The 19,365-nt window shown below is 68.7% G+C and carries 14 protein-coding genes; 7 read left to right on the top strand and 7 right to left on the bottom strand.

The features are described from left to right. Positions 1-32: 32 nt before the first annotated feature. Positions 33-698: a hypothetical protein gene (locus AC07OK_RS21545; RefSeq protein WP_494692206.1), complete on the bottom strand. Its 666-nt coding sequence runs from the start codon at positions 696-698 to the stop codon at positions 33-35. Positions 699-1,094: 396 nt separating this feature from the next. Between AC07OK_RS21545 and AC07OK_RS21550 the strand changes: the two genes are divergently transcribed. Then, positions 1,095-4,232 (top strand): alpha-1,6-glucosidase domain-containing protein, encoded by a 3,138-nt coding sequence (locus AC07OK_RS21550; RefSeq protein ID WP_494692207.1) that lies wholly within the window; start codon positions 1,095-1,097, stop codon positions 4,230-4,232. Positions 4,233-4,248: 16 nt separating this feature from the next. Here AC07OK_RS21550 and AC07OK_RS21555 read toward each other — a convergent pair whose 3' ends face one another. Next, complete coding sequence (locus AC07OK_RS21555) at positions 4,249-7,380, bottom strand: diguanylate cyclase domain-containing protein (protein WP_494692208.1); 3,132 nt, start codon at positions 7,378-7,380, stop codon at positions 4,249-4,251. Positions 7,381-7,524: 144 nt separating this feature from the next. On the opposite strand from AC07OK_RS21555, the gene AC07OK_RS21560 reads away from it, so the two are divergent. Beyond that, a complete protein-coding gene (locus AC07OK_RS21560) occupies positions 7,525-7,812 on the top strand; it encodes a PsiF family protein (RefSeq protein WP_494692209.1) in 288 nt (95 codons plus the stop codon). A gap of 60 nt (positions 7,813-7,872) precedes the next feature. Here AC07OK_RS21560 and AC07OK_RS21565 read toward each other — a convergent pair whose 3' ends face one another. After that, positions 7,873-9,168, bottom strand: a complete 1,296-nt coding sequence (locus AC07OK_RS21565) for an MFS transporter (protein WP_494692210.1) — start codon at positions 9,166-9,168, stop codon at positions 7,873-7,875. Positions 9,169-9,407: 239 nt separating this feature from the next. Between AC07OK_RS21565 and AC07OK_RS21570 the strand changes: the two genes are divergently transcribed. The 4 genes from AC07OK_RS21570 (at position 9,408) to AC07OK_RS21585 (ending at position 14,969) form a co-directional block, all read left to right on the top strand. Then, on the top strand, positions 9,408-10,040 hold the full coding sequence (locus tag AC07OK_RS21570) for a GIN domain-containing protein (RefSeq protein WP_494692211.1): 633 nt from the start codon (positions 9,408-9,410) through the stop codon (positions 10,038-10,040). A gap of 79 nt (positions 10,041-10,119) precedes the next feature. Further along, a complete protein-coding gene (locus tag AC07OK_RS21575) occupies positions 10,120-12,417 on the top strand; it encodes a putative bifunctional diguanylate cyclase/phosphodiesterase (RefSeq protein WP_494692212.1) in 2,298 nt (765 codons plus the stop codon). Positions 12,418-12,443: 26 nt separating this feature from the next. Next, positions 12,444-13,943 (top strand): methyl-accepting chemotaxis protein, encoded by a 1,500-nt coding sequence (locus tag AC07OK_RS21580; protein WP_494692213.1) that lies wholly within the window; start codon positions 12,444-12,446, stop codon positions 13,941-13,943. A gap of 18 nt (positions 13,944-13,961) precedes the next feature. Then, the gene (locus AC07OK_RS21585) at positions 13,962-14,969 is read left to right on the top strand and encodes an alpha/beta fold hydrolase (RefSeq protein ID WP_494692214.1); all 1,008 of its coding nucleotides are present in this window, start codon (positions 13,962-13,964) and stop codon (positions 14,967-14,969) included. On the opposite strand, the gene AC07OK_RS21590 is transcribed toward AC07OK_RS21585, so the two are convergent. Further along, the gene (locus tag AC07OK_RS21590; RefSeq protein ID WP_494692215.1) at positions 14,953-15,834 is read right to left on the bottom strand and encodes a head GIN domain-containing protein; all 882 of its coding nucleotides are present in this window, start codon (positions 15,832-15,834) and stop codon (positions 14,953-14,955) included. The two genes, AC07OK_RS21585 and AC07OK_RS21590, sit on opposite strands and share 17 nt — an antisense overlap. A 174-nt stretch (positions 15,835-16,008) precedes the next feature. Here AC07OK_RS21590 and AC07OK_RS21595 point away from each other — a divergent pair, with 174 nt between their 5' ends. Then, positions 16,009-16,374 carry a nucleotide pyrophosphohydrolase gene (locus AC07OK_RS21595; RefSeq protein WP_494692216.1) on the top strand — a complete coding sequence of 122 codons (366 nt, stop codon included), beginning with the start codon at positions 16,009-16,011 and terminating at the stop codon, positions 16,372-16,374. 6 nt (positions 16,375-16,380) lie between these two features. On the opposite strand, the gene AC07OK_RS21600 is transcribed toward AC07OK_RS21595, so the two are convergent. Genes AC07OK_RS21600 through AC07OK_RS21610 form a run of 3 tightly spaced genes read right to left on the bottom strand, consistent with a single transcriptional unit; the run spans position 16,381 to position 19,241 of the window. Beyond that, the gene (locus tag AC07OK_RS21600; protein WP_494692217.1) at positions 16,381-17,046 is read right to left on the bottom strand and encodes a Vgb family protein; all 666 of its coding nucleotides are present in this window, start codon (positions 17,044-17,046) and stop codon (positions 16,381-16,383) included. Positions 17,047-17,096: 50 nt separating this feature from the next. After that, on the bottom strand, positions 17,097-18,329 hold the full coding sequence (locus AC07OK_RS21605) for a helix-turn-helix domain-containing protein (protein WP_494692218.1): 1,233 nt from the start codon (positions 18,327-18,329) through the stop codon (positions 17,097-17,099). A gap of 45 nt (positions 18,330-18,374) precedes the next feature. Next, positions 18,375-19,241, bottom strand: coding sequence for an alpha/beta hydrolase (locus AC07OK_RS21610; RefSeq protein ID WP_494692219.1), 867 nt, complete (start codon positions 19,239-19,241; stop codon positions 18,375-18,377). Positions 19,242-19,365: the final 124 nt, after the last annotated feature.

Here is a 19,365-nt window from a genome sequence, read left to right on the forward strand (position 1 = left end):
ACGCCACCTTCGGGTGGCGTTTTTTTTGTTCTTCACGGATTTCCGGAAGTTTGTTTCGCTGCACGGCGTTTTCTGCGGCGAGCGGTTTTTCCGGAAGCAGGCTTGCGCTGGGCTCCCTGGCCCTGCGCCGGTGCCGGTGCGCCAGGCGGGCGAATGCCGGTTGGACGTGGCGTGGATAGTCGCACTGCGGGCGGGGCCGGGGCGGGTTCGACGTCCGCTGGGCGGTGGTCCGCCTGCGCGCCGCCCTCGTGCAAGCGCGCTATCGCGGCTTTGCGCGCCGAGCGGCAGACGTCGGCCAGCAGCCATTCGTCGCTGCCGGGAAGGCGCAGCCAGACGGCTTTCCAGGCATTGCGGTTGCCGCTGCCGTGCAGGTTGGCAAAGCATGATGGCGAGACCGCGTGCCCTTCGTATTTGATTTCCGCGCCGACCACCGTGGCGAAATAAGGCTGGCCACCGAAGCTGGCCCGCAGCCTTGTGCCCTCTGGAAGAAAGACCTGCTTCCATTGGTATCCCGCCTCGGACGCCGCGGCGGGCTGCTGTGGGGCTGGCGGCTTGGGATTGATGTAGTTGCGGATTGCCGCGATGACGTGGGGCTCATGGGCCAAGGAATTCGACCAGAAATTGCCGGTGAATTCGCCCAGTTCGACGAGCACGTCGTCGGGTACGCGGATCGGGAATTGAAGGCCATAGCTAGGCATGGTGGGGGCTCCCAAAAATCGGTTTTTACTAAGCGCTGCTAATCACTACTGACCAGTACTACAGCGCGCTATCACTTACTAAAAATTCCGTGCTGAATGCTAAATGCCGATATTTTTTCGGCCTATATTCGTTAGAGGCGATTCGTGGTTTTTAGTTCCGAAAATATCGCGGACTCGCACGAAATATCGTTGGTTAGCGTTGGGTAGTATTGGTTATCACGTTTTAGTAAAAGCCGAAAAAACAGGACCCGCCCTGCGTATGCCAGCGGCGCTGTCCACGCCCAACAACACTCCGCTGAATATTTATCTTTTCCACATTTTTTAGGTAGTAATATTACAGACCCATCCAGTCCGCAGATGATTGGAGGCAAATACCTATAAAACACGGAGACCAGCATGAAACTGCACTGTAGTTTAGTTTCACAACTGAAATTAATCACGGCCACGGGCGTGCTTGCCCTGCTGGCCGCCTGCGGTGGCAGCGACAGCGCCAGCAGCGCCGCCCCGACCACCAAACTGCTGGGCGGCAAGCTGCTGGCGGCGGCCGTCGCGGCGCCGCCGGCCCCGGCCAACATCCGCATGCACTTCCACCGCGCCGCCGGCGACGCCGGCCAGTGGGGCGTGTACTCGTGGGACGGTCCGGTCAACCCGAGCCCCGGCTGGATCAGCGGCCGCTTCATGATGACCCAGAGCGACGACTTCGGCGGCTACGTCGACATCCCCGTCAACACCGCCAAGTCGGCGATCTGGTTCCTGCTGACCGACGGCAGCGGCAACAAGAATTGCGGCAACGACCAGTCGGCCAACTTCAGCCCCGACATCGCCAGCAACGGCCAGGAAGTGTGGATGCTGGAAGGCGACTGCAGCGTCTACAGCGCGCCGCCGGCCATCAGCTACGGCAACCTGAACAACGCCAGCGCGCACTGGCTGTCGGCCTCGACCCTGGCCTGGCCGGGCGCGGCCGCCGGCGGCACTTACCGGCTGTACTACGCCGCCAACGGCGGCCTCGGTTCCAGCAGCGCCGGCGTCACTGGCGCCGACGGCAGCATCGCGCTCAGCACCGGCGCCCTGCCGGCGGCCTTGCAGCAAAAGTATCCGCACCTGGCCGGCGCCACCGCGCTGACCATGGCGGACGCCGACGCGGCCGGCATCGCGGCCAAGGCCAGCGGCCAGTTCGCCGTCGCCCAGCTGGACGCCAACGGCAAGCTGGTGCAAGTGACCTCGCTGCAAATGAGCGGCATGCTCGACAGCGTGTTCGCCCCGGCCGCCGCCGGCGCCACCCTGGGCCTGAGCTACGACCGCAACGGCGCGCCGACCTTCCGCGTGTGGGCGCCGACCGCCAAGTCGGTCAGCCTCAAGCTGTACCCGGACGCCACCAGCGCCAGCACCCAGACCCGCGCCATGAACCGCGACGCCGCCAGCGGCGTGTGGAGCTATACGGCGCCGGATGCCAGCTGGGTTAACCGCTACTACTACACCTACCAGGTGCAGGTGCTGTCGCGCTGGGCCGGCAACACGCTGGTCGACAACAGCGTCACCGATCCGTATTCCTTCAGCCTGAACGCCAACAGCCAGCGCAGCTTCGTCGCCAACCTCGACAGCGCCGCGCTCAAGCCGGACGGCTGGGACCACCATCAGGTGCCGCGCCTGGACGGTCCGACCGACATCGCCCTGTACGAGCTGCACATCCGCGACTTCAGCGCCAGCGACGCCAGCGTGCCGGCCGCGCACCGCGGCAAATACCTGGCCTTCACCGACCAGGACTCGGACGGCATGCGCCATCTGCGCCTGATGCAGAAATCCGGCCTGACCCACATCCACCTGCTGCCGTCGTTCGACTACGCCAGCGTCAACGAAGCCGGCTGCAGCACGCCGGCCATTCCCAACGCGGCCGCCGATTCGACCGCGCAGCAGGCGGCGGTGGAAGCCACGCGCGGCGGCGACTGCTTCAACTGGGGCTACGATCCGGTGCACTACACGGCGCCGGAAGGCAGCTACTCCACCAACGCCAACGACGGCGCGGTGCGCGTGCGCGAGTTCCGCGCCATGGTGCAGGGCCTGCACAAGCAAGGCCTGCGGGTGACCATGGACGTGGTCTACAACCACACCAGCGCTTCGCAGCAGGGTCCGCTGTCGGTGCTCGACAAGATCGTGCCGGCCTACTACTACCGCCTCAACGCCGGCGGCGGCATCACCAACGACAGCTGCTGCGCCGACACCGCGTCCGAGAACGCCATGATGGCCAAGCTGATGATCGATTCGGTCAGCACCTGGGCGCGCGACTACCGGGTCGACAGCTTCCGCTTCGACATCATGGGCTTCACGCCGCTGGCGGTGATGAAACAATTGCAGACGGCCGTCAACCGCGCGGCCGGGCGCGACATCTACCTGTACGGCGAAGCCTGGAACTTCGGCACGGTCGGCAACGACGCCCGCTTCGTGCAGGCGCGCCAGGCCAATATGTTCGGCAGCGGCATCGGCTCGTTCAACGACCGCATCCGCGACACCGTGCGCGGCGGCGGCTGCTGCGACAGCGGCTCCAGCCTGATCAGCCAGCAAGGCTACATCAACGGCGTCTACACCGATCCGAACGCGCAGTCGACGCAGACCAAGGACGACTTGCTGCGCCTGGGCGACCTGGTCAAGGTGGGCCTGTCGGGCACGCTGCGCGACTACAGCTTCGTCGACCGCACCGGCACCTTGCGCAAGAACGCGCAGATCGACTACTTCGGCCAGCAGGCGGGCTTCGCCGCCAATCCGGCCGAGACCATCAACTACGTCGAGGCGCACGACAACCAGACCTTGTACGACCTGAACGCCTACAAGCTGCCGCTCGCCACCAGCATGGCCGACCGCGTCAAGGTGCAGACCCTGGGCGCGGCCATCAACGTGCTGGCGCAGGGCGTGCCCTTGCTGCACGCCGGCCAGGAAATGCTGCGTTCGAAGTCGATGGACCGCGACAGCTACGACGCCGGCGACTGGTTCAACAAGCTCGACTACAGCTACCAGTCGAACAACTTCGGCGTCGGCCTGCCGATGGCCGGCGTCAACCAGGACAACTGGCCGCTGATGGCGCCGCTGCTGGCCAACCCGCTGCTCAAGCCGGACCAGATCGCCATCGTCAGCGCGCGCGACGCCGTCAACGACTTGCTGGCGATCCGCCAGGACAGCAGCCTGTTCCGCTTGCGCACGGCGCAGGACGTGTCGGAGCGGCTGCGCTTTTATAACACCGGGCCGCAGCAGGTGCCGGGGCTGATCGTCATGAGCATCGACGGCCAGCATCCGCGCCGCTACGACGGCGCGCGCTACAAGCTGGTGGTGGTGCTGTTCAACGTCGACAAGGTGGGCCAGACCATCACCGTGCCGGAGCTGGCGGGCCGCAAGCTGAGCGTGCACCGCATCCAGCTGAATGCGGACGGCGGCCGCGCCGCGCGCCTGGGCAACTACGTCAGCGCCGGCGGCAAGTTCAGCGTCGCCGCGCGCAGCGCCGTGGTGTTCGTCGAAAAAGACCCGCACGACGACCAGGACGACTAGAACCGCAACGCGCCCCTCATGAAGCGTCGACGGCAGCGCCGGCGGCCGTTGCCCGGCTGTCGGCAGCCATGCAAGCCTGGTTGCGGCCGCCTCGTTTGGCGTCGTACAGCGCCTGGTCGGCGCGCCGCAACAGCAGCTCGGCCGATTGTTCCGGCATCGGCAGCATGAAGGCGACGCCGATGCTGACCGTGACGATGCCCTCCGCCGATGCCGCGTGCGGCATCCGCAACGCGGCCACGGCGGCGCAGACGTCGGCCGCCAGCCGCAACGCGCCGGCCTCGTCGTTCAACGGCAGCAGCAGCGCGAATTCCTCGCCGCCGTAGCGCGCCGCCAGGTCGCCCGGCCGGCGGCACTGGGCCGCCAGCGCCGCCGCCACCGCTTGCAGGCAGCGGTCGCCGTCCTGGTGGCCGTAGGTATCGTTGTAGAGCTTGAAATGGTCGACGTCGACAAGCGCCAGCGCCAGCGGCTCGCCGCCGCGCAGCGCGCGCCCCCACGCCGCCTCCAGCGCGCCGTCGAACGCGCGCCGGTTGTGCACGCCGGTCAGGCCGTCGGTGTTGGACAGCAGCGCCAGCTTGGCGTTGCTCTCGGCCAGCCGCGCGTTACTCTGTTCCAGTTCGCCGGTGCGCTCGGCCACCAGCGCGGCCAGCCTGCGCTGGATGCGCTTGAGCGCGCCGATCCTGGCCCAGTAGGCGCCGGCCAGCGCCAGCAGCAGCGCGGCGGCGCCCACGCCGCGGAACCACCAGGTCTGCCAGAACGCCGGGCGCACCGTCACCGCCAGGCTCGCCGCCTGGTCGCTCCACAGACCGCGGTCGTTGCTGCCCTTGACGCGGAAGCGGTAGCTGCCGGGCGCCAGGTTGGTGTAGGTGGCGATCCGGTGCGCCGCGTCGGCCTGCACCCAGTCGCGGTCGAAGCCTTCGAGCATGTAGGCATAGCGGTTCAGCCCCGGGCTGGTGAAATGCAGCGCCGCGAATTCGATCGACAGCACCGACTGGCCCGGCGGCAGCTCGACGCCGCGCGGCGCATGCAGCGGGCCGTCGAGCCGCACGCCGGGCGGCAGTCCGGCCGCCAGCGAGCGGTTGAACACGCTGATGTCGGTGATCGCCGCCACCGGCGCCACCGAGGTCACGCTCACCAACGGCGGCCGCACGATGGTCACGCCGGGCGCGCCGGCGAAATACAGGGTGCCGTCGGCGCCGGTGAAGGCCGCGCCCACCTTGAAGTTGTCGATCAGGCCGTCGACCGCCGTGTAGCGGTCGGCCTGGCCGCTGGCCGGGTCGTAGCCGATCAGCGCCTCCTCGGTGCTGAGCCACAGCCGGCCGCCGGCCTCGCTCTGGATCGCGAACACCCGCTCGCTGCCGCTGTGCGCCGACTGCGGCGCAAAACGGATGGCGCCGTCGGCGCCGGTCACGATCTGGTCCAGCCCGTTGGCGGTGCCGGCCCAGAGGCGCCCCTGGCCATCCTCGTGCAGGCTGGAGACGGCATCGTCCGACAGCGCGCCGGGGCCGCCGTCGCCGCGCTCGAAGAAACGGAAGCGGCCGCTGGCCAGATCGAGCATCTCCAGCCCGCGCCGCCATTGCGACGCCATCCACACCCGCCCCTGCCGGTCCTCCAGGATGGTCGAGGTGCCGGCCACGCGCCGCCCCTGCGGCTGGCCAGGCTCGACGCGGTAGACGCGCCGCTTGCCGCTGCGCGGGTCGTAATGGATGGCGGCCTCGCCCGTGCTCACCCACAGCATGCCGTCGCGGCCGGGCGCGACCCCGTTCACCAGGTCGGCCACACCGTCGCCGAAATGGATGGTGCGCAGCGGGCCGTCGGGCCGGTCGAGCCGGGCCAGGCCGACATCGGTGCCGATCCACAGCGGCCCGCCGGGCTGCTGGTACAGATGGTTGATGCGGTCCGACGGCAGCGCGTCGGCCTGTCCCGGCCGCATGCGCAGGTTGCGCAACATGGTGCCGCTGGCGACGTCGTTCAGCGACAGGCCGTTCAGCCCGCCCACCCAGAGCCGGCCGTCGCCGGCCGGCGCGATCGCCTCCGTGGTGACGTTGGGCTGCGCGTCGGGGACGTGCTCAAGCGGCAGCACGAAGCGCGTAAAGCCCCGGCTGCCGAGATTGGCGACGCTGATGCCGGCGTTGAAGGTGCCGACCCACAGCGTGTTGGCGCGGTCGCGCATCACCGCCGCCACGCCCGGTATGTGCAGGCTGTGCGGATCGCCGGCGCGGGTGGTGAACTGCACCAGCCGGTCGCTGCCGGCGCGCCAGCGCAGCAGGCCGGCGGTCCAGGTGCAGGCCCACATCGAGCCCTCGCCATCCTCGAGGAAGTTGCTGACGCGGCTGTCCGGCGACTCGACCCGCGCCCGCGTGCGCCAGTCGCTGCCGTCGGTCCAGCGGTAGACCCCTTTGCCGGTGCCGATCCACAGCCGCTGCGCACGGTCCATGCGCAAGGCGTGCACGGAGTTGGCCTGCGCATCCGGGGCGGCGTCGCTGTCGACGCGGAAATGCCGGAACGCCTTGCCGCCCGGCGGCAGGTAGTCCAGGCCGCGCGGCCAGGTCCCGAACCACAGGCCGCCGCGCGCATCGAGCGCCATCGATTCGTTGCCGCTGCTCTGCGGGCTGTCCGGGTCGCCGTCCCGGTGCAAGTATTGGACGAAGGCGCCGGTGTCCGGATCGAAATGCTGGATGCCGGCCCAGGTGCCCAGCCACAGGCCGTCCTTGCCGTCGGCGATGATGTTGCGCACCAGGCGAGGCATGCCGGCCAGCGTGCCGATCTTGAAGCGCGTGAAATCGTTGGTGGCCGGATCGAAGCGCGCCAGCCCGTCGTAGGTGCCGACCCAGATCCTTCCCTTCTTGTCCTCGTAGACGATGGAGACGCGGTCGCTGGGCAGGCTGCGCGGGTTGGCCGGATCGTGGGCGTACTTGACGGCGCGGTAGCCGTCGTAGCGGTACAGGCCGCCGTTCAGCGCGCCGACCCAGATGAACGATTGCCGGTCCTGCAGCAGCGCGGCGATGGTCTTGTCGTCGGCGCCCGGCGCCGCCAGCTTGCGAAAGCGCAGTTCGGACGTCGGCGCCGCCAGCGCCGCGGCGGCCGCCAGCAGCCACGCCACGGCGGCCAGGCGCAGGGTTCCGGCAGCAAGAATAGGTCTGCCTGTCATCGTCGGTCCGGCCTCCGGGTTGCCAATAAATTAGCAACCAGTCTGGCGTCGCGAGCCCGTGCTGTCAATCAATATCGGCGGGAGTGGCTGGCGGACGCCAACTCAAGTATAGTCGTCATGCCTTCAACTTTTCGGGAAATCCAAATGAAAAAACTGTTCGTTGCCAGCCTGATCCTGTCCCTGAGCGGCGCCGTGCTGGCGGCCGAGCCGACGGCCCAGCAAAGCAAGATGAAAACCTGCAACGCCGACGCGACCGGCAAAAAAGGCGATGAGCGCAAGGCCTTCATGAAGCAGTGCCTGAGCGCGGACGCCGCCGCGCCGGCGCCGAAAGTGACGCAGCAGGAAAAAATGAAGCAATGTAACGCCGACGCCACCGGCAAGAAGGGCGACGAGCGCAAGGGCTTCATGAAGGAATGCCTGAGCAACAAGTAAGCCAGGCAAGCCGCGCCGCGCATAAAAAAACGCCATCCTCGGATGGCGTTGTCGTTTCCGCTAGGCCGCGTGCCGCTGCTGCAGCGCCTGGCGGCGGTACAGCACCAGCGTCGCGCACAAGCCGCAGACGGCGGCAAACGTCATCCACCAGCCCGGCGCGCTCTTGTCGCCGGTGTACTCGATCAGGCCGGTCGCGATGGCCGGCGTGAAGCCGCCGAACACCGCCGTCGCCAGGCTGTAGGCCAGCGAGAAGCCCACCGTGCGCACCTCCACCGGCATCACCTCGGTCAGCGCCACCACCATCGCGCCGTTGTAGCTGGCGTACAGGAAGGACAGCCACAGCTCCACGCCCAGCATGCGGCCGAAGCTGGGCGCCTGCACCAGCCAGTGCAGCGCCGGATAGGCGGTGCAGATCGCCAGCACGGTAAAGCAGATCAGCAGCGGACGGCGGCCGACGCGGTCCGACAGCGAACCCATCACCGGCAGCCAGAAGAAATTGGAGACGCCGACGAACAGGGTCACCATCAGCGCGTCGGTGGTCGACAGGTGCAGCACGGTCTTGCCGAAGGTCGGCGTGTAGACCGTGATCAGGTAGAACGACACGGTGGTCATCGCCACCAGCATCATGCCGGCGATCACCAGCGCCCAGTTGTTGAGCATGGAGCGGAAGATTTCCTTCAGTTCCGGGCGGTGCTTGCGCGCCTTGAACTCCTCGGTCTCCTGCAGCGAGCGGCGGATCACGAACAGCACCGGCACGATCAGGCAGCCGACAAAGAAGGGAATGCGCCAGCCCCAGGCGCCCACCTCGGCCGGCGTCAGCCACTGGTTCAGGCCGTAGCCCAGCGCGGCGGCGGCCACCACCGCCACCTGCTGGCTGGCCGACTGCCAGCTCACATAGAAGCCCTTGCGGCCCGGCGTCGCCATCTCCGACAGGTAGACCGACACCCCGCCCAGCTCGACGCCGGCCGAGAAGCCCTGCAGCAGGCGCCCGGTCAGCACCAGCACCGGCGCCAGGTAGCCGATGGCGGCATAGCCCGGCACGCAGGCGATCAACAGGGTGCCCAGCGCCATCAGCGCCAGCGTGACGATCAGGCCCTGGCGGCGGCCGACCCGGTCGACATAGGCGCCCAGGATGATGGCGCCGAGCGGGCGCATCAGGAAGCCGGCGCCGAAGGTCATGAAGGTCATCATCAGCGAGGCGACTTCGTCGTCGCTGGGGAAGAAGGCCTTGGCGATGGCGTTGGCGTAAAAGCCGAACAGGAAGAAGTCGAACATCTCCATGAAGTTGCCGCTGACGACGCGGAACACCGTGCTGAAATGCGACTGCGGGCGGTGGGGGGAAGTTGAGGAAGTCATGAGTGTCTCGCTGTGTTGACTTTATGGATACGGGTCGGATCGGGTCCGCCGGGCTTTTGGCGATCATACGCCGCTTTGCTTTCATTCCGCCTTCAACGGCGCCGCTGTTTTCACCATTGAACGTAGCCATAATGCAACACATGCCCGGATTTTGACCGTTTATCGCAAACTTGTCGGCAGCGGCGGCCAGCTTAAGTAAAATTCATTTTGTTCAAATTAACAACCCTTCGAGGAATACCATGCGCCGTACCGCTGCCGCCGTCCTGATCCCCGCCCTGTTCGCCCTGAGCGCCGCCGCCTCGGCCGCCGAATCGACCCGCCCGCTGGCGTCCTTCGTCGCCATCAACGCCAAGGGCGCCTTCGCCATGACGGTGGAGGTGGGCAAGGCCCAGTCGGTGGTGGTCAGCGGCGACGAGCAGTTCGTCGGCGCGCTCAAGACCGAGGTGGTGGGCAATGAATTGCTGATCACCATGCCCGACAAGACCTTCAAGTCCAGCAAGAACGATCCGCGCATCACCATCACCGTGCCGGCGCTGAGCCGGGTCAAGGTCGAAGGCGCCGGCGAGACCATCCTCAACAAGGTCAACACCGACCGCCTCGACATCGGCTACCTGGGCGCCGGCCACCTGGTGGCCAACGGCAAGGTCAAGTACCTGCGGGTCAACGCCAAGGGCGTCGGCGAACTCGATACCAAATCGCTAGTGGCCGAACGGGTCGACGTCAATTTCGAAGGCGTGGGCCACGTCAGCGTGCACGCCACCGAGCTGCTCAACGCGGTCGCCAAGGGCATGGGCGAGCTGGACTACTACGGCCATCCGAAAACCGTCAACAAGTCGGTGGCCGGCATCGGCAGCGTCAACGCCAGGGACTGACTTGCTTAGCTGACACAAGGGGCGATTGCGGGTAGTATCGACGATAGGGAATCGCAAACGCACCTCGGAGGCTGTCACGGTGGCTGTGCCGAACGACATCGCGCACTGGCGCGCGCAAATCTTTGCGAAGCTGCTGCTGGTCGTGTTCCTGCTGGGCACGGCCACGGCCATCCCCAGCATCCTGCTGGCGGCCAGCGAAAGCATGTGGTCCATCGTCGTCATCGACCTCGTCGCGCTGCTGTGGCTGGCCGGCATCTGGCGTTTGCGCCGCCTGCCCTACACCCTGCGCGTGGTCAATTTCCTGATGGTCGCCTTCGTGGTCGGCATCGGCCTGCTGCTCAAGGTCGGGCCGGTCAGCCAGATCTACCTGATGGCCATCCCGGTGCTGGCGGCGTTGCTGCTGGGCCTGAAGCCGGCGCTGTGGACCCTGGGCGTGGCCGGGCTGGCGGTGATGGTGGTCGGCTTCGAGCAGAATTCCCAGCTGCATATCGAAGGCATGCCGGACTACGGCTTCCTCAAGGCCGCCATCATCACGCTCAACTTCATGTTCATGACGGCGGTGCTGACCCTGTCCTGCGCGGTGCTGCTGCAACACCTGGCGCGCTCCTTCGACGAACTGCAAGGCCAGCAGCACGAACTGTCGGCGCTGAACGCCGAGCTGCGCCTGACCTCGGCCGCGGTGTCGCGCCTGAACGACATGGTGTTGATCGCCCAAGTCACCCCTGACCCGGACGGCGCCGGCGGCGACGCGGGCCAGCACATCATCTTCGTCAACGAGGCGTTCGAGCGCCGCACCGGCTACCGCCGCGGCGAAGTGCTGGGCCGCAGCCTGCGCCTGCTGCAGGGGCCGGACACCGAGGCGGCGGTGCTGGAACATATCGCGCGGGCCATGGCGCGCAGCGAGGCGGTGCGCGCCGAGCTGCTCAACTACACCAAGGCCGGCGAGCCGTACTGGGTCGAGACCGAGCTGGTGCCGTTCGCCGGCGAGGGCGGCGTCAACACGCACTGGGTGGCGGTCGAGCGCGACATCACCGAGCGCAAGAAGTCGCAGGACGACATCCACCGCCTGGCCTTCTTCGACGTGCTCACCGGCCTGCCCAACCGCCGCCTGCTGATGGACCGCATCGACAAGCTGCTGGCCAGCTCCGAGCGCGGCGCCACCTACAGCGCCGTGATGTTCATCGACCTCGACCGCTTCAAGACCATCAACGACGCGCGCGGCCACGCCATCGGCGACGCCCTGCTGCGCAACGCCGCCGGGCGCCTGTCGCAGCTGATGCGCAAGGCCGACACCGTGGCCCGCATCGGCGGCGACGAGTTCGTGGTGCTGCTGGGCCACCTGGCGCACGAGCTGCACGGCGCCACCCACGCCGCCTCCACCGTGGCGGAAAAGATCCGCGCCGCCATCGGCCAGGACTTCGAGATCGAAGGCCAGACCTACAACTCCACCGCCAGCATCGGCGTGACCATGCTGCCGCGGGGCGGCCAGAGCGCGCAGGACCTGCTGCGCGAGGCCGACACCGCGATGTACCGCGCCAAGGCCGAGGGCCGCAACGGCATCGCCTTCTACGAGACGGCGATGCAGGCCGAAGTCGAGCGGCGCCTGAGCATGGAGCGCGACCTGGCCGCCGCGCTGGCGGCCGGCCAGTTGCAGATGCACGTGCAGGCCCAGGTCGACCGCGGCGGCCGCGCGGTCGGCGGCGAGCTGCTGATGCGCTGGCCGCTGGCCGACGGCCAGATGGTGCCGCCGGCGGTGTTCATCCCGGTGGCCGAGGAATCCGGGCTGATCGTCGCACTGGGCGCGTGGGCGCTGCGCCAGGCCTGCGAGGCGGTGCTGCAGCTCGAGCGCGCCGGGCTGGCGATGCCGCTGTCGGTCAACGTCAGCCCGACCCAGTTCCGCCAGGCCGATTTCGTCGAGCTGGTGCAGCGCACCCTGGCCGACAGCGGCGCCCCGGCCGCCATGCTGGTGCTGGAAGTGACCGAGGGCCTGTTGATCGACAAGATGGACCAGACCATCGCCCGCATGCACCAGTTGGCGGCGCTGGGGCTGCGCTTTTCGATCGACGATTTCGGCACCGGCTATTCCAGCCTGGCCTACCTGAAGAAAATGCCGCTGTATGAACTGAAGATAGACCGCAGCTTCATCATGGACACGCCGGACGACGCCAACAGCCGCGCGCTGGTGCAGTCCATCCTGGCGATGGCCGGCCACCTGGGCTTGCGGGTGGTGGCCGAGGGCGTGGAGACGCAGGCCCAGGCCGACTTCCTGGTGGCCCATGCCTGCAATTGCATGCAGGGCTATCTGTACGCGCGGCCGATGCCGCTGGCGGCGCTGATCGAACGATTGCAGGGAAAAACGGCCGTGGCGGCCGCATAAGCCACGCACAACTGGGGGAGCAAGCGATGAAACTAAGCGTAGTGCAGAAAATGATTGTGCTGGCCGGGTCCGCACTGGCCGGCATCGCACTGCTGGCCGGTGTCAGCCAGTATCAAATGAACGATGTTTACGAGGCGGCCAACTACTCGACCGTCAACACCGTGCCCAGCCTGGTGGTACTGGACCATCTGCGCGACAGCTTCCTGCGCATGCGTATCCGCGTCAACCAGCACGTGCTCAACGACGACCCCAAGAAGCTCGACGAACTCGACGCCCAGATCACCGACATGCGCAAGGGCGTCGACGACAACCTGAAAAACTACGAGAAGCTGATCAGCGACGACAAGGACAAGGCCATCCTGACGCGCGAGCGCGACTCCTGGGCCAAGGTGCAGCCCCAGATCGAGGCGGTGCTGGTCGAGTCGCGCCAGAACCACGACGACAAGGCGCGCGTGCTGCTGGAGAAGGCCCGCCCCGAGATCCAGGTGATGCAGACAGCAATCGAGAACCATTTCGACTACAACGTCGAGCTGGGCCAGCAGGGCGCGGAGGCGGCCACGGCGCTCAAGCAAAAGGCGATGCGCACCTCCATCATCATCTCGGCCTGCACGCTGGTGGTGGTGGCGCTGATCAGCACCTTCATCACGCGCGTGCTGCTGCGCCAACTGGGCGGCGAACCGGACTACGCCGCCGACGTGGTCAACCGCGTCGCCGCCGGCGACCTGACCTTGCAGGTGCACGTCAAGCCGGGCGACACCACCAGCCTGCTGGCGGCGATGAACACCATGGTCAACAACCTGTCGCGGGTGGTGAGCGAGGTCAACGACGGCGCCGAGGCGCTGGCCAGCGCCTCGGAGGAAGTCAGCGCCACCGCGCAGTCGCTGTCGCAGGGCGCCAGCGAGCAGGCGGCGGCGGCCGAGGAATCGAGCGCCGCCATCGAGCAGATGTCGGCCTCGATCGCGCAGAACACCGAGAACGCCAAGGTCACCGACGGCATGGCCGGCAAGGCCGCGCAGGAGGCGGGCGAAGGCGGCGAGGCGGTGCGCTCGACGGTGGTGGCGATGCGCGAGATCGCCAAGAAAATCGGCATCATCGACGACATCGCCTACCAGACCAACCTGCTGGCGCTGAACGCGGCGATCGAGGCGGCGCGCGCCGGCGAGCATGGCAAGGGCTTCGCGGTGGTGGCGGCCGAGGTGCGCAAGCTGGCCGAGCGCAGCCAGGTGGCGGCGCAGGAGATCGAACAGGTCGCCAGCGGCAGCGTCAGCCTGGCCGAGAAGGCCGGCGCCCTGCTCGACACCATGCTGCCCAACATCAAGCGCACCTCCGAGCTGGTGCAGGAGATCACGGCGGCGTCGGAGGAGCAGACCACGGGCGCCGGCCAGATCAACGCGGCCATGAGCCAGTTGAGCCAGACCACCCAGATGAACGCCTCCAGCTCCGAACAGCTGGCCGCCACCGCCGAGGAGATGAGCGGCCAGGCCGAGCAGCTCCAGAGTTCCATGTCCTTCTTCAAAGTGCGCTAAAGGGAGAACCACGCAACGATGCCTATCATTTATAGCGTTACCATCCTGCTGGCGGCGCTGGCCGTCGCGGTTGTACTGTTTGAACGGGTGGCGCCGCTGACGGCGGCCCGCCTCGGCATGGCGCTCGAGCGCAGGCGCGCGGGCCTGCGGCGGCGCGACGGCGCCCTGCCCGGCTTCAGCATGCCCTACCTGGAGGGCGGCCGCGGCGAGGTGCTGGTGCTGGTGCACGGCTTCGCCGGCGACAAGGACAACTTCACCCGCATCGCCCGCTTCCTGACGCCGCGCTACCGCGTGCTCATCCCCGACCTGCCCGGCTTCGGCGAGGCCGGGCGCGCGCCGCAGGCCGGCTACGCCATCGCCGACCAGGTCGAGCGGCTGCGGATCTTCCTCGACCGCCATGCGCCGGGGCGGATACATTTGGGGGGCAATTCGATGGGCGGCTACATCGCCGCGCAATTCGCCGCCTGCCATCCCGAGCGGGTGGCCAGCGTGTGGCTGCTCGATGCGGCGGGCACCGCGGCGGCGCAAAGTTCGGCCGTGCTCGATCAGTACCGCGCCAGCGGCGCCATGCCGCTGCTGGTGCCGGCCGAGCGCGACTTCGCGCGGCTGCTGGCGTATTCCGCGCACCGCACATTCTTCCTGCCGTATTCGGTGCGCACCGCGCTGGCGCGGCGCGCGGCGGCCGACTTCGCGCTGCACACGGAGATCATGCGCCAGGTGGTGGCCTCGCCGCTGCTGGAGCGGCAGTACCAGGGGCTGCGCACGCCGGCGTTGATCGTCTGGGGGGAGCAGGACCGCATCCTGCATCCGTCCGGCGCGGCCACGCTGGCGGCGCTGTTCGGCGCGCACCGCGTGATCCTGATGCCGGGCGTCGGCCATCTGCCGATGCTGGAGGCGCCGCGCCGCAGCGCGGCGGACTATGTCGAGTTCCGCCGCCAGCTGGCGCAGGCCGCGCAACAAGCTGAGGACGACGACGGCGGGCGCGCACTGGCGGCCGCCGGCGAGGTCTTTACTGCATCACGCTAACGTGCTTGCCGCTGATGCTGCGCTGCGACGGGTTGCCGTACACGGTAACGTGGCCGGAACCGTTGGCGTCGGCCACCAGCGACTGGCTGACGCCGGCCGAGATGCTGCCGGAGCCGTAGGACACCAGTTCCGCGCTCTGGCTGGTCAGGCCGGCCAGGTCGGCGCTGCCCGAGCCGTACAGGCGCACATTCATGCTGCGCACGGTGCCGCTGGCGTTGACGCCGCCCGAACCCTTGATGTCCAGGTTCAGCGAGTCGCCGTTCAGGCGGCCCAGGTCCAGCCGGCCGGAGCCGGTCAGGCTGGCGACGGTGGAGCCGCTTTGCAGGCCGGCCGCGCTGACGCTGCCCGAACCGTTGACACGCACATCGAGGCGGCTGACGCTGCCCGACAGCTGGATCTGGCGCGAACCCTTCTGGCTCAGGCTCAGCGGGGCGCCGTTCAAGCCGGTCACCGTCAGGCGGCCGGAGCCGTTGGCGTCGATCTGGCGCAGCTGCGGCGTGGTGTAGATCACGCGCAGCGGGTTGGCGCTCTGGATGTTGCCGTCGATCCAGACGCGCAGCATGCCGCCGCTGGCGTCGGTGCGCAGCATCGGCAGCAGGTTGCTGTCGCCCTCCACCTGCAGCGAGGTGGCGTCGCCGACCCGCACTTCGACCAGCATCGGGCCGTTGATGTCGATGCCGTCGCTGCTGGCCGCGTCGCGCCGTTCGGTGGCCTGCTGGCCGTTGCCCTGCACCGCCGAGCCGCCGAAGGCGGAGCTGTAACGCACGCCGCCATTGCCGCTGCCGTCGTCCGGGACAACGATGACGGCGCAGCCGGCGAGGGTGGCGAAGGCGGTGATGACGGCGATGGAGATGGCAGTACGCATGATGGGGTCGTCCCTGAAGTTATAGTGACGCCACTGTAGCCCATCGCCGGCGCGCCGTCCGCGCCGTGCGACGAACGGCGGAAAACGGGGGATAGACAGCCCAAAACCGGGACTCAGGCACGGCGCCGGCGGGTGCTATCATGACGCCATCGCCCCGCCCCGCCACCACCGACCATGACCTCTGCCACCGCCCCCGACAGCCTGATCGCCCTGCGCGACCTGACCCGCCAATTCTCCGCCGAGCGCGATTGGCAGCAATTCCACACGCCGAAAAACCTGGCGATGGCGCTGACGGTGGAAGCGGCCGAGCTGGCCGAGCATTTCCAGTGGCTGCAGACCGGCGCCGACGCCGAGCTCGATGACGCCCGCCGCACCGGCATCCGCCACGAACTGGCCGACGTGCTGCTCTACCTGGTGCAACTGGCCGACCAGAGCGGCGTCGACCTGCACGCCGCCGCGCTGGAGAAGATGGCGCTCAACGCCGCCAAATACCCGGCCGACCAGGTGCGCGGCGACGCCCGCAAGTACGACCGGTACTGAGCGTCCTCAGGTCGGCCGGCGCACCGCGCGCACCTTGCCGCTGCCGCCACCACCGGCGTAGAACAGCCCGGCGCCGTCCGATTCCAGCCCGCTGACGCCGACGCCGGCCGGCATCTCCAGCCGTTCCAGCACCTCGCCGCTGGCCGGATCGACGCGGCGGATGTCGCTCTCCTCCCCTTCCCAGGTCGCGTGCCACAACTCGCCGTCGACCCAGGTCACGCCGGTGACGAAGCGGTTGGAATCTATGCTGCGCAGGACCTTGCCGGTGGCCGGGTCGACCTGGTGGATCTTGCGGTCGCGGTACTGGCCGACCCACAGGCTGCCCTCGGCCCAGGTCAGGCCGGAATCGTAGCCGTCGCCCGGGGCCGGGATCGAGGCCAGCACCTTGCCGCTGGCCGGGTCGATCTTGTCGATGCGCTGTTCGGCGATCTGGTACAGATAGGTGCCGTCGAAGGTGGTGCCGGCGTCGCTGGCGACGTCCAGCGTGCGGGTGGTGGCGCCGCTGGCCGGGTCGAAGGCGATCAGCTTGGCGCCGGTGGCGGCCCAGACGCGCTGGCCGTCGTGGGTGACGCCGTGGATGCGTTCGACGCCGTCGAAGGGACCATATTCGCGCACGATCTCGGCCGGGCGCGCCTTGGCTTGAAGCTGGGCTGTGTTGGTGTTCGCGTTCATTGCTGCCTCCTGGTGGTTGGTGCGCCGCGGATCGGCGCCGCAAGAGAACTTTATGCCAACGGCAGCGCGGCAGGGAGTAACAAGATTGTCGTGTATTGTGCCATGGCGCCGGCCAGCGGCGGCGCCAGCCAGCGCCGCGTGCGCGCCTGGCCGATCGGCCGCGCGCGGCCGGCCGCTTCCAGCTCGGCCAGCGCGCGCTGCACGGTGCGCTGGCTGGCGTCCAGCGCCAGCGCCAGCGCCGAGGTCGACCAGGCTGCGCCGTCGGCCAGCAGCGCCAGCAGCGCGCCCTGCGCGCCGTCGATCGGCGGCGCCAGCACCGCCACCCCGCCGGCGCCCAGCGGCTTGAGGGCGAAGCCGCCGGCGGTGGCCTCGATGCCCGCCTGGGCCTTGAGCAGCGCCCGCAGGCGGCCGATCTCGACCCGCAGGCGGGCGCGGTGGCTGTCGTCGGGATCGCGGGTGTTGAAGGCGGAAGCGATCAGGGTTACCCGATCGATGTCGCCGGGCCAGGCCTCGGCCAGCGCGCGCGCCAGCGCGAACAGCACCGGCCGCCGCGCCAGCGGGCGCCATGCCGCGCCCGTGCCCACGCCCCGACGGCAGGCGTCGACCACCAGCGTGTTGGAGGCCAGCAGCGCGGCCACCTGGTCCAGGCGCAGCATCTGTTCGGCGCCGGCGGCCAGGCGGCGGGCGGCGGGCCGGCCGAACGCCTGGCGCGCCTCATCCACCTCGGCCAGCAAGGCCGGGATGCCGGCGCGGATTGCGGCAGCCTGGGCGCGCTCGAGCGCCGCGCGGGCCGGCGCGATGCGCAGCGAGCGCAGCGCCAGTTCGGCCGTGGCCAGTTCGGCCACCGCTTGCAGCGCCGGCGGCAGGCCGCGCGCGTCGAGCAGCGCCAGCGCCGCGCCGGCTTGCTCCAGGCGGCCCAGCAACAGCAGGCGGCGCACCGCGATCAGGCGCGCGTGCAGCGCGTTGGCGCGGTCGGCGTGGGTCTCCAGCGTGGCCAGCGCCGCCGTCAGCGCGCGCGGCGAGCCGGCGAAATCGCGCACCGCCAGGGCCACCTCGGCCTCGGCGACCACGCAGCGGGCGCGCGACAATTGTTCATGGGAGCCGAAGCCGCGCGCGGCGCGCCGCAGCAGTTCGCGCGCGCGTCCATGCTCGCCCAGCTGGGCCATGGCGATGCCGCGCAGGGCCAGGGCCGGCGGATCGTCGCGCAGGGCGACGCGTTTGAGGGCGCCGAGCGCGTCACCGGCGGCGAGGGCGCGCGCGGAGGCGGCGATCAGGGAATCCATGGCGACAGCATACACCGGCGCGCCACGGCGGCGCCGGCGTGGCGCTCAGCGCGGCGGCAGCTGCAGCGCCTTGCGGATCTGCGCCGAGACGATGGTCCAGGACGGCGAGGTGGCGGCCACCTCGTCGAAATGGCTGCCGCCCGGCAGCACGATCACCTCGGCCTGGTCGCCGGCCGCCTGGGCGCGACGCGCGTAGTCCTGGCCGGCGCGCAGCGGCGAGATGGTATCGAGCTCGCCGTGGATCAGCACCGTGCGCACGCCCGACGGCAGCAGCTCGGCCGGCGAGGTATCGGAGAAAATGTCCGGCCGCGCCGCGCTGGCGGTGCCGGCCAGCTGCACCACATCGCGCTCGCAACTGGTCTTGATCAGCTGTTCCTCGTTGCGCAGGTCGGCCAGGCCGCCCAGGCTGATGACGACCGGGACCGGCAGCGGCTCTTCCACGTACAGCGGGCTGCTGCGCGGCAGGCGCGCGCGCGACGCGGCCCACTGCGCCAGATGGCCGCCGGCCGAATGGCCGACCAGCACGATGCGCGCCAGATCGAGCCGGTGCTGCGGCGCCAGCGCGCGCAAGTGGTCGAGCGCCGTGGCGACGTCGAGGTACATGCCGGGATAGCCGCCGCCCTCCTCGTCGAAGCGGCGGTACTCGATATTCCAGACCGCGATGCCCTGCTGCTGCAAGTCGCCGGCCATATTGCGCATCTGCGCGATGCCGGCGTATTCCTTGCACCAGCAGCCGCCGTGGACGATCACCGCGACCGGGAACGGACCATCGCCGGCCGGCTGGAACAGCTCCGCGAACTGCGACGGCGCCGCGCCAAAAGCCACGTGCAGCGTCGGCGCCGGACCGCTCAGCGCCATATATTCCGGCAAGGTCATCGGCGCCGGCGAAGTCCCGTCCATAGCTTTCAACATGCATGCACTCCAAAAAAGAATAGCGCAATGCTACACGCAAAAACAACGGGGTCAAGTCCTGAACCTTCCCCTCAAATTTTGAAGATAGCGATTAACGATCTCAGCTCGCCAAGAGCGATGGTGA

This window comes from Duganella sp. GW821-FHT07G03 (assembly GCF_059418605.1).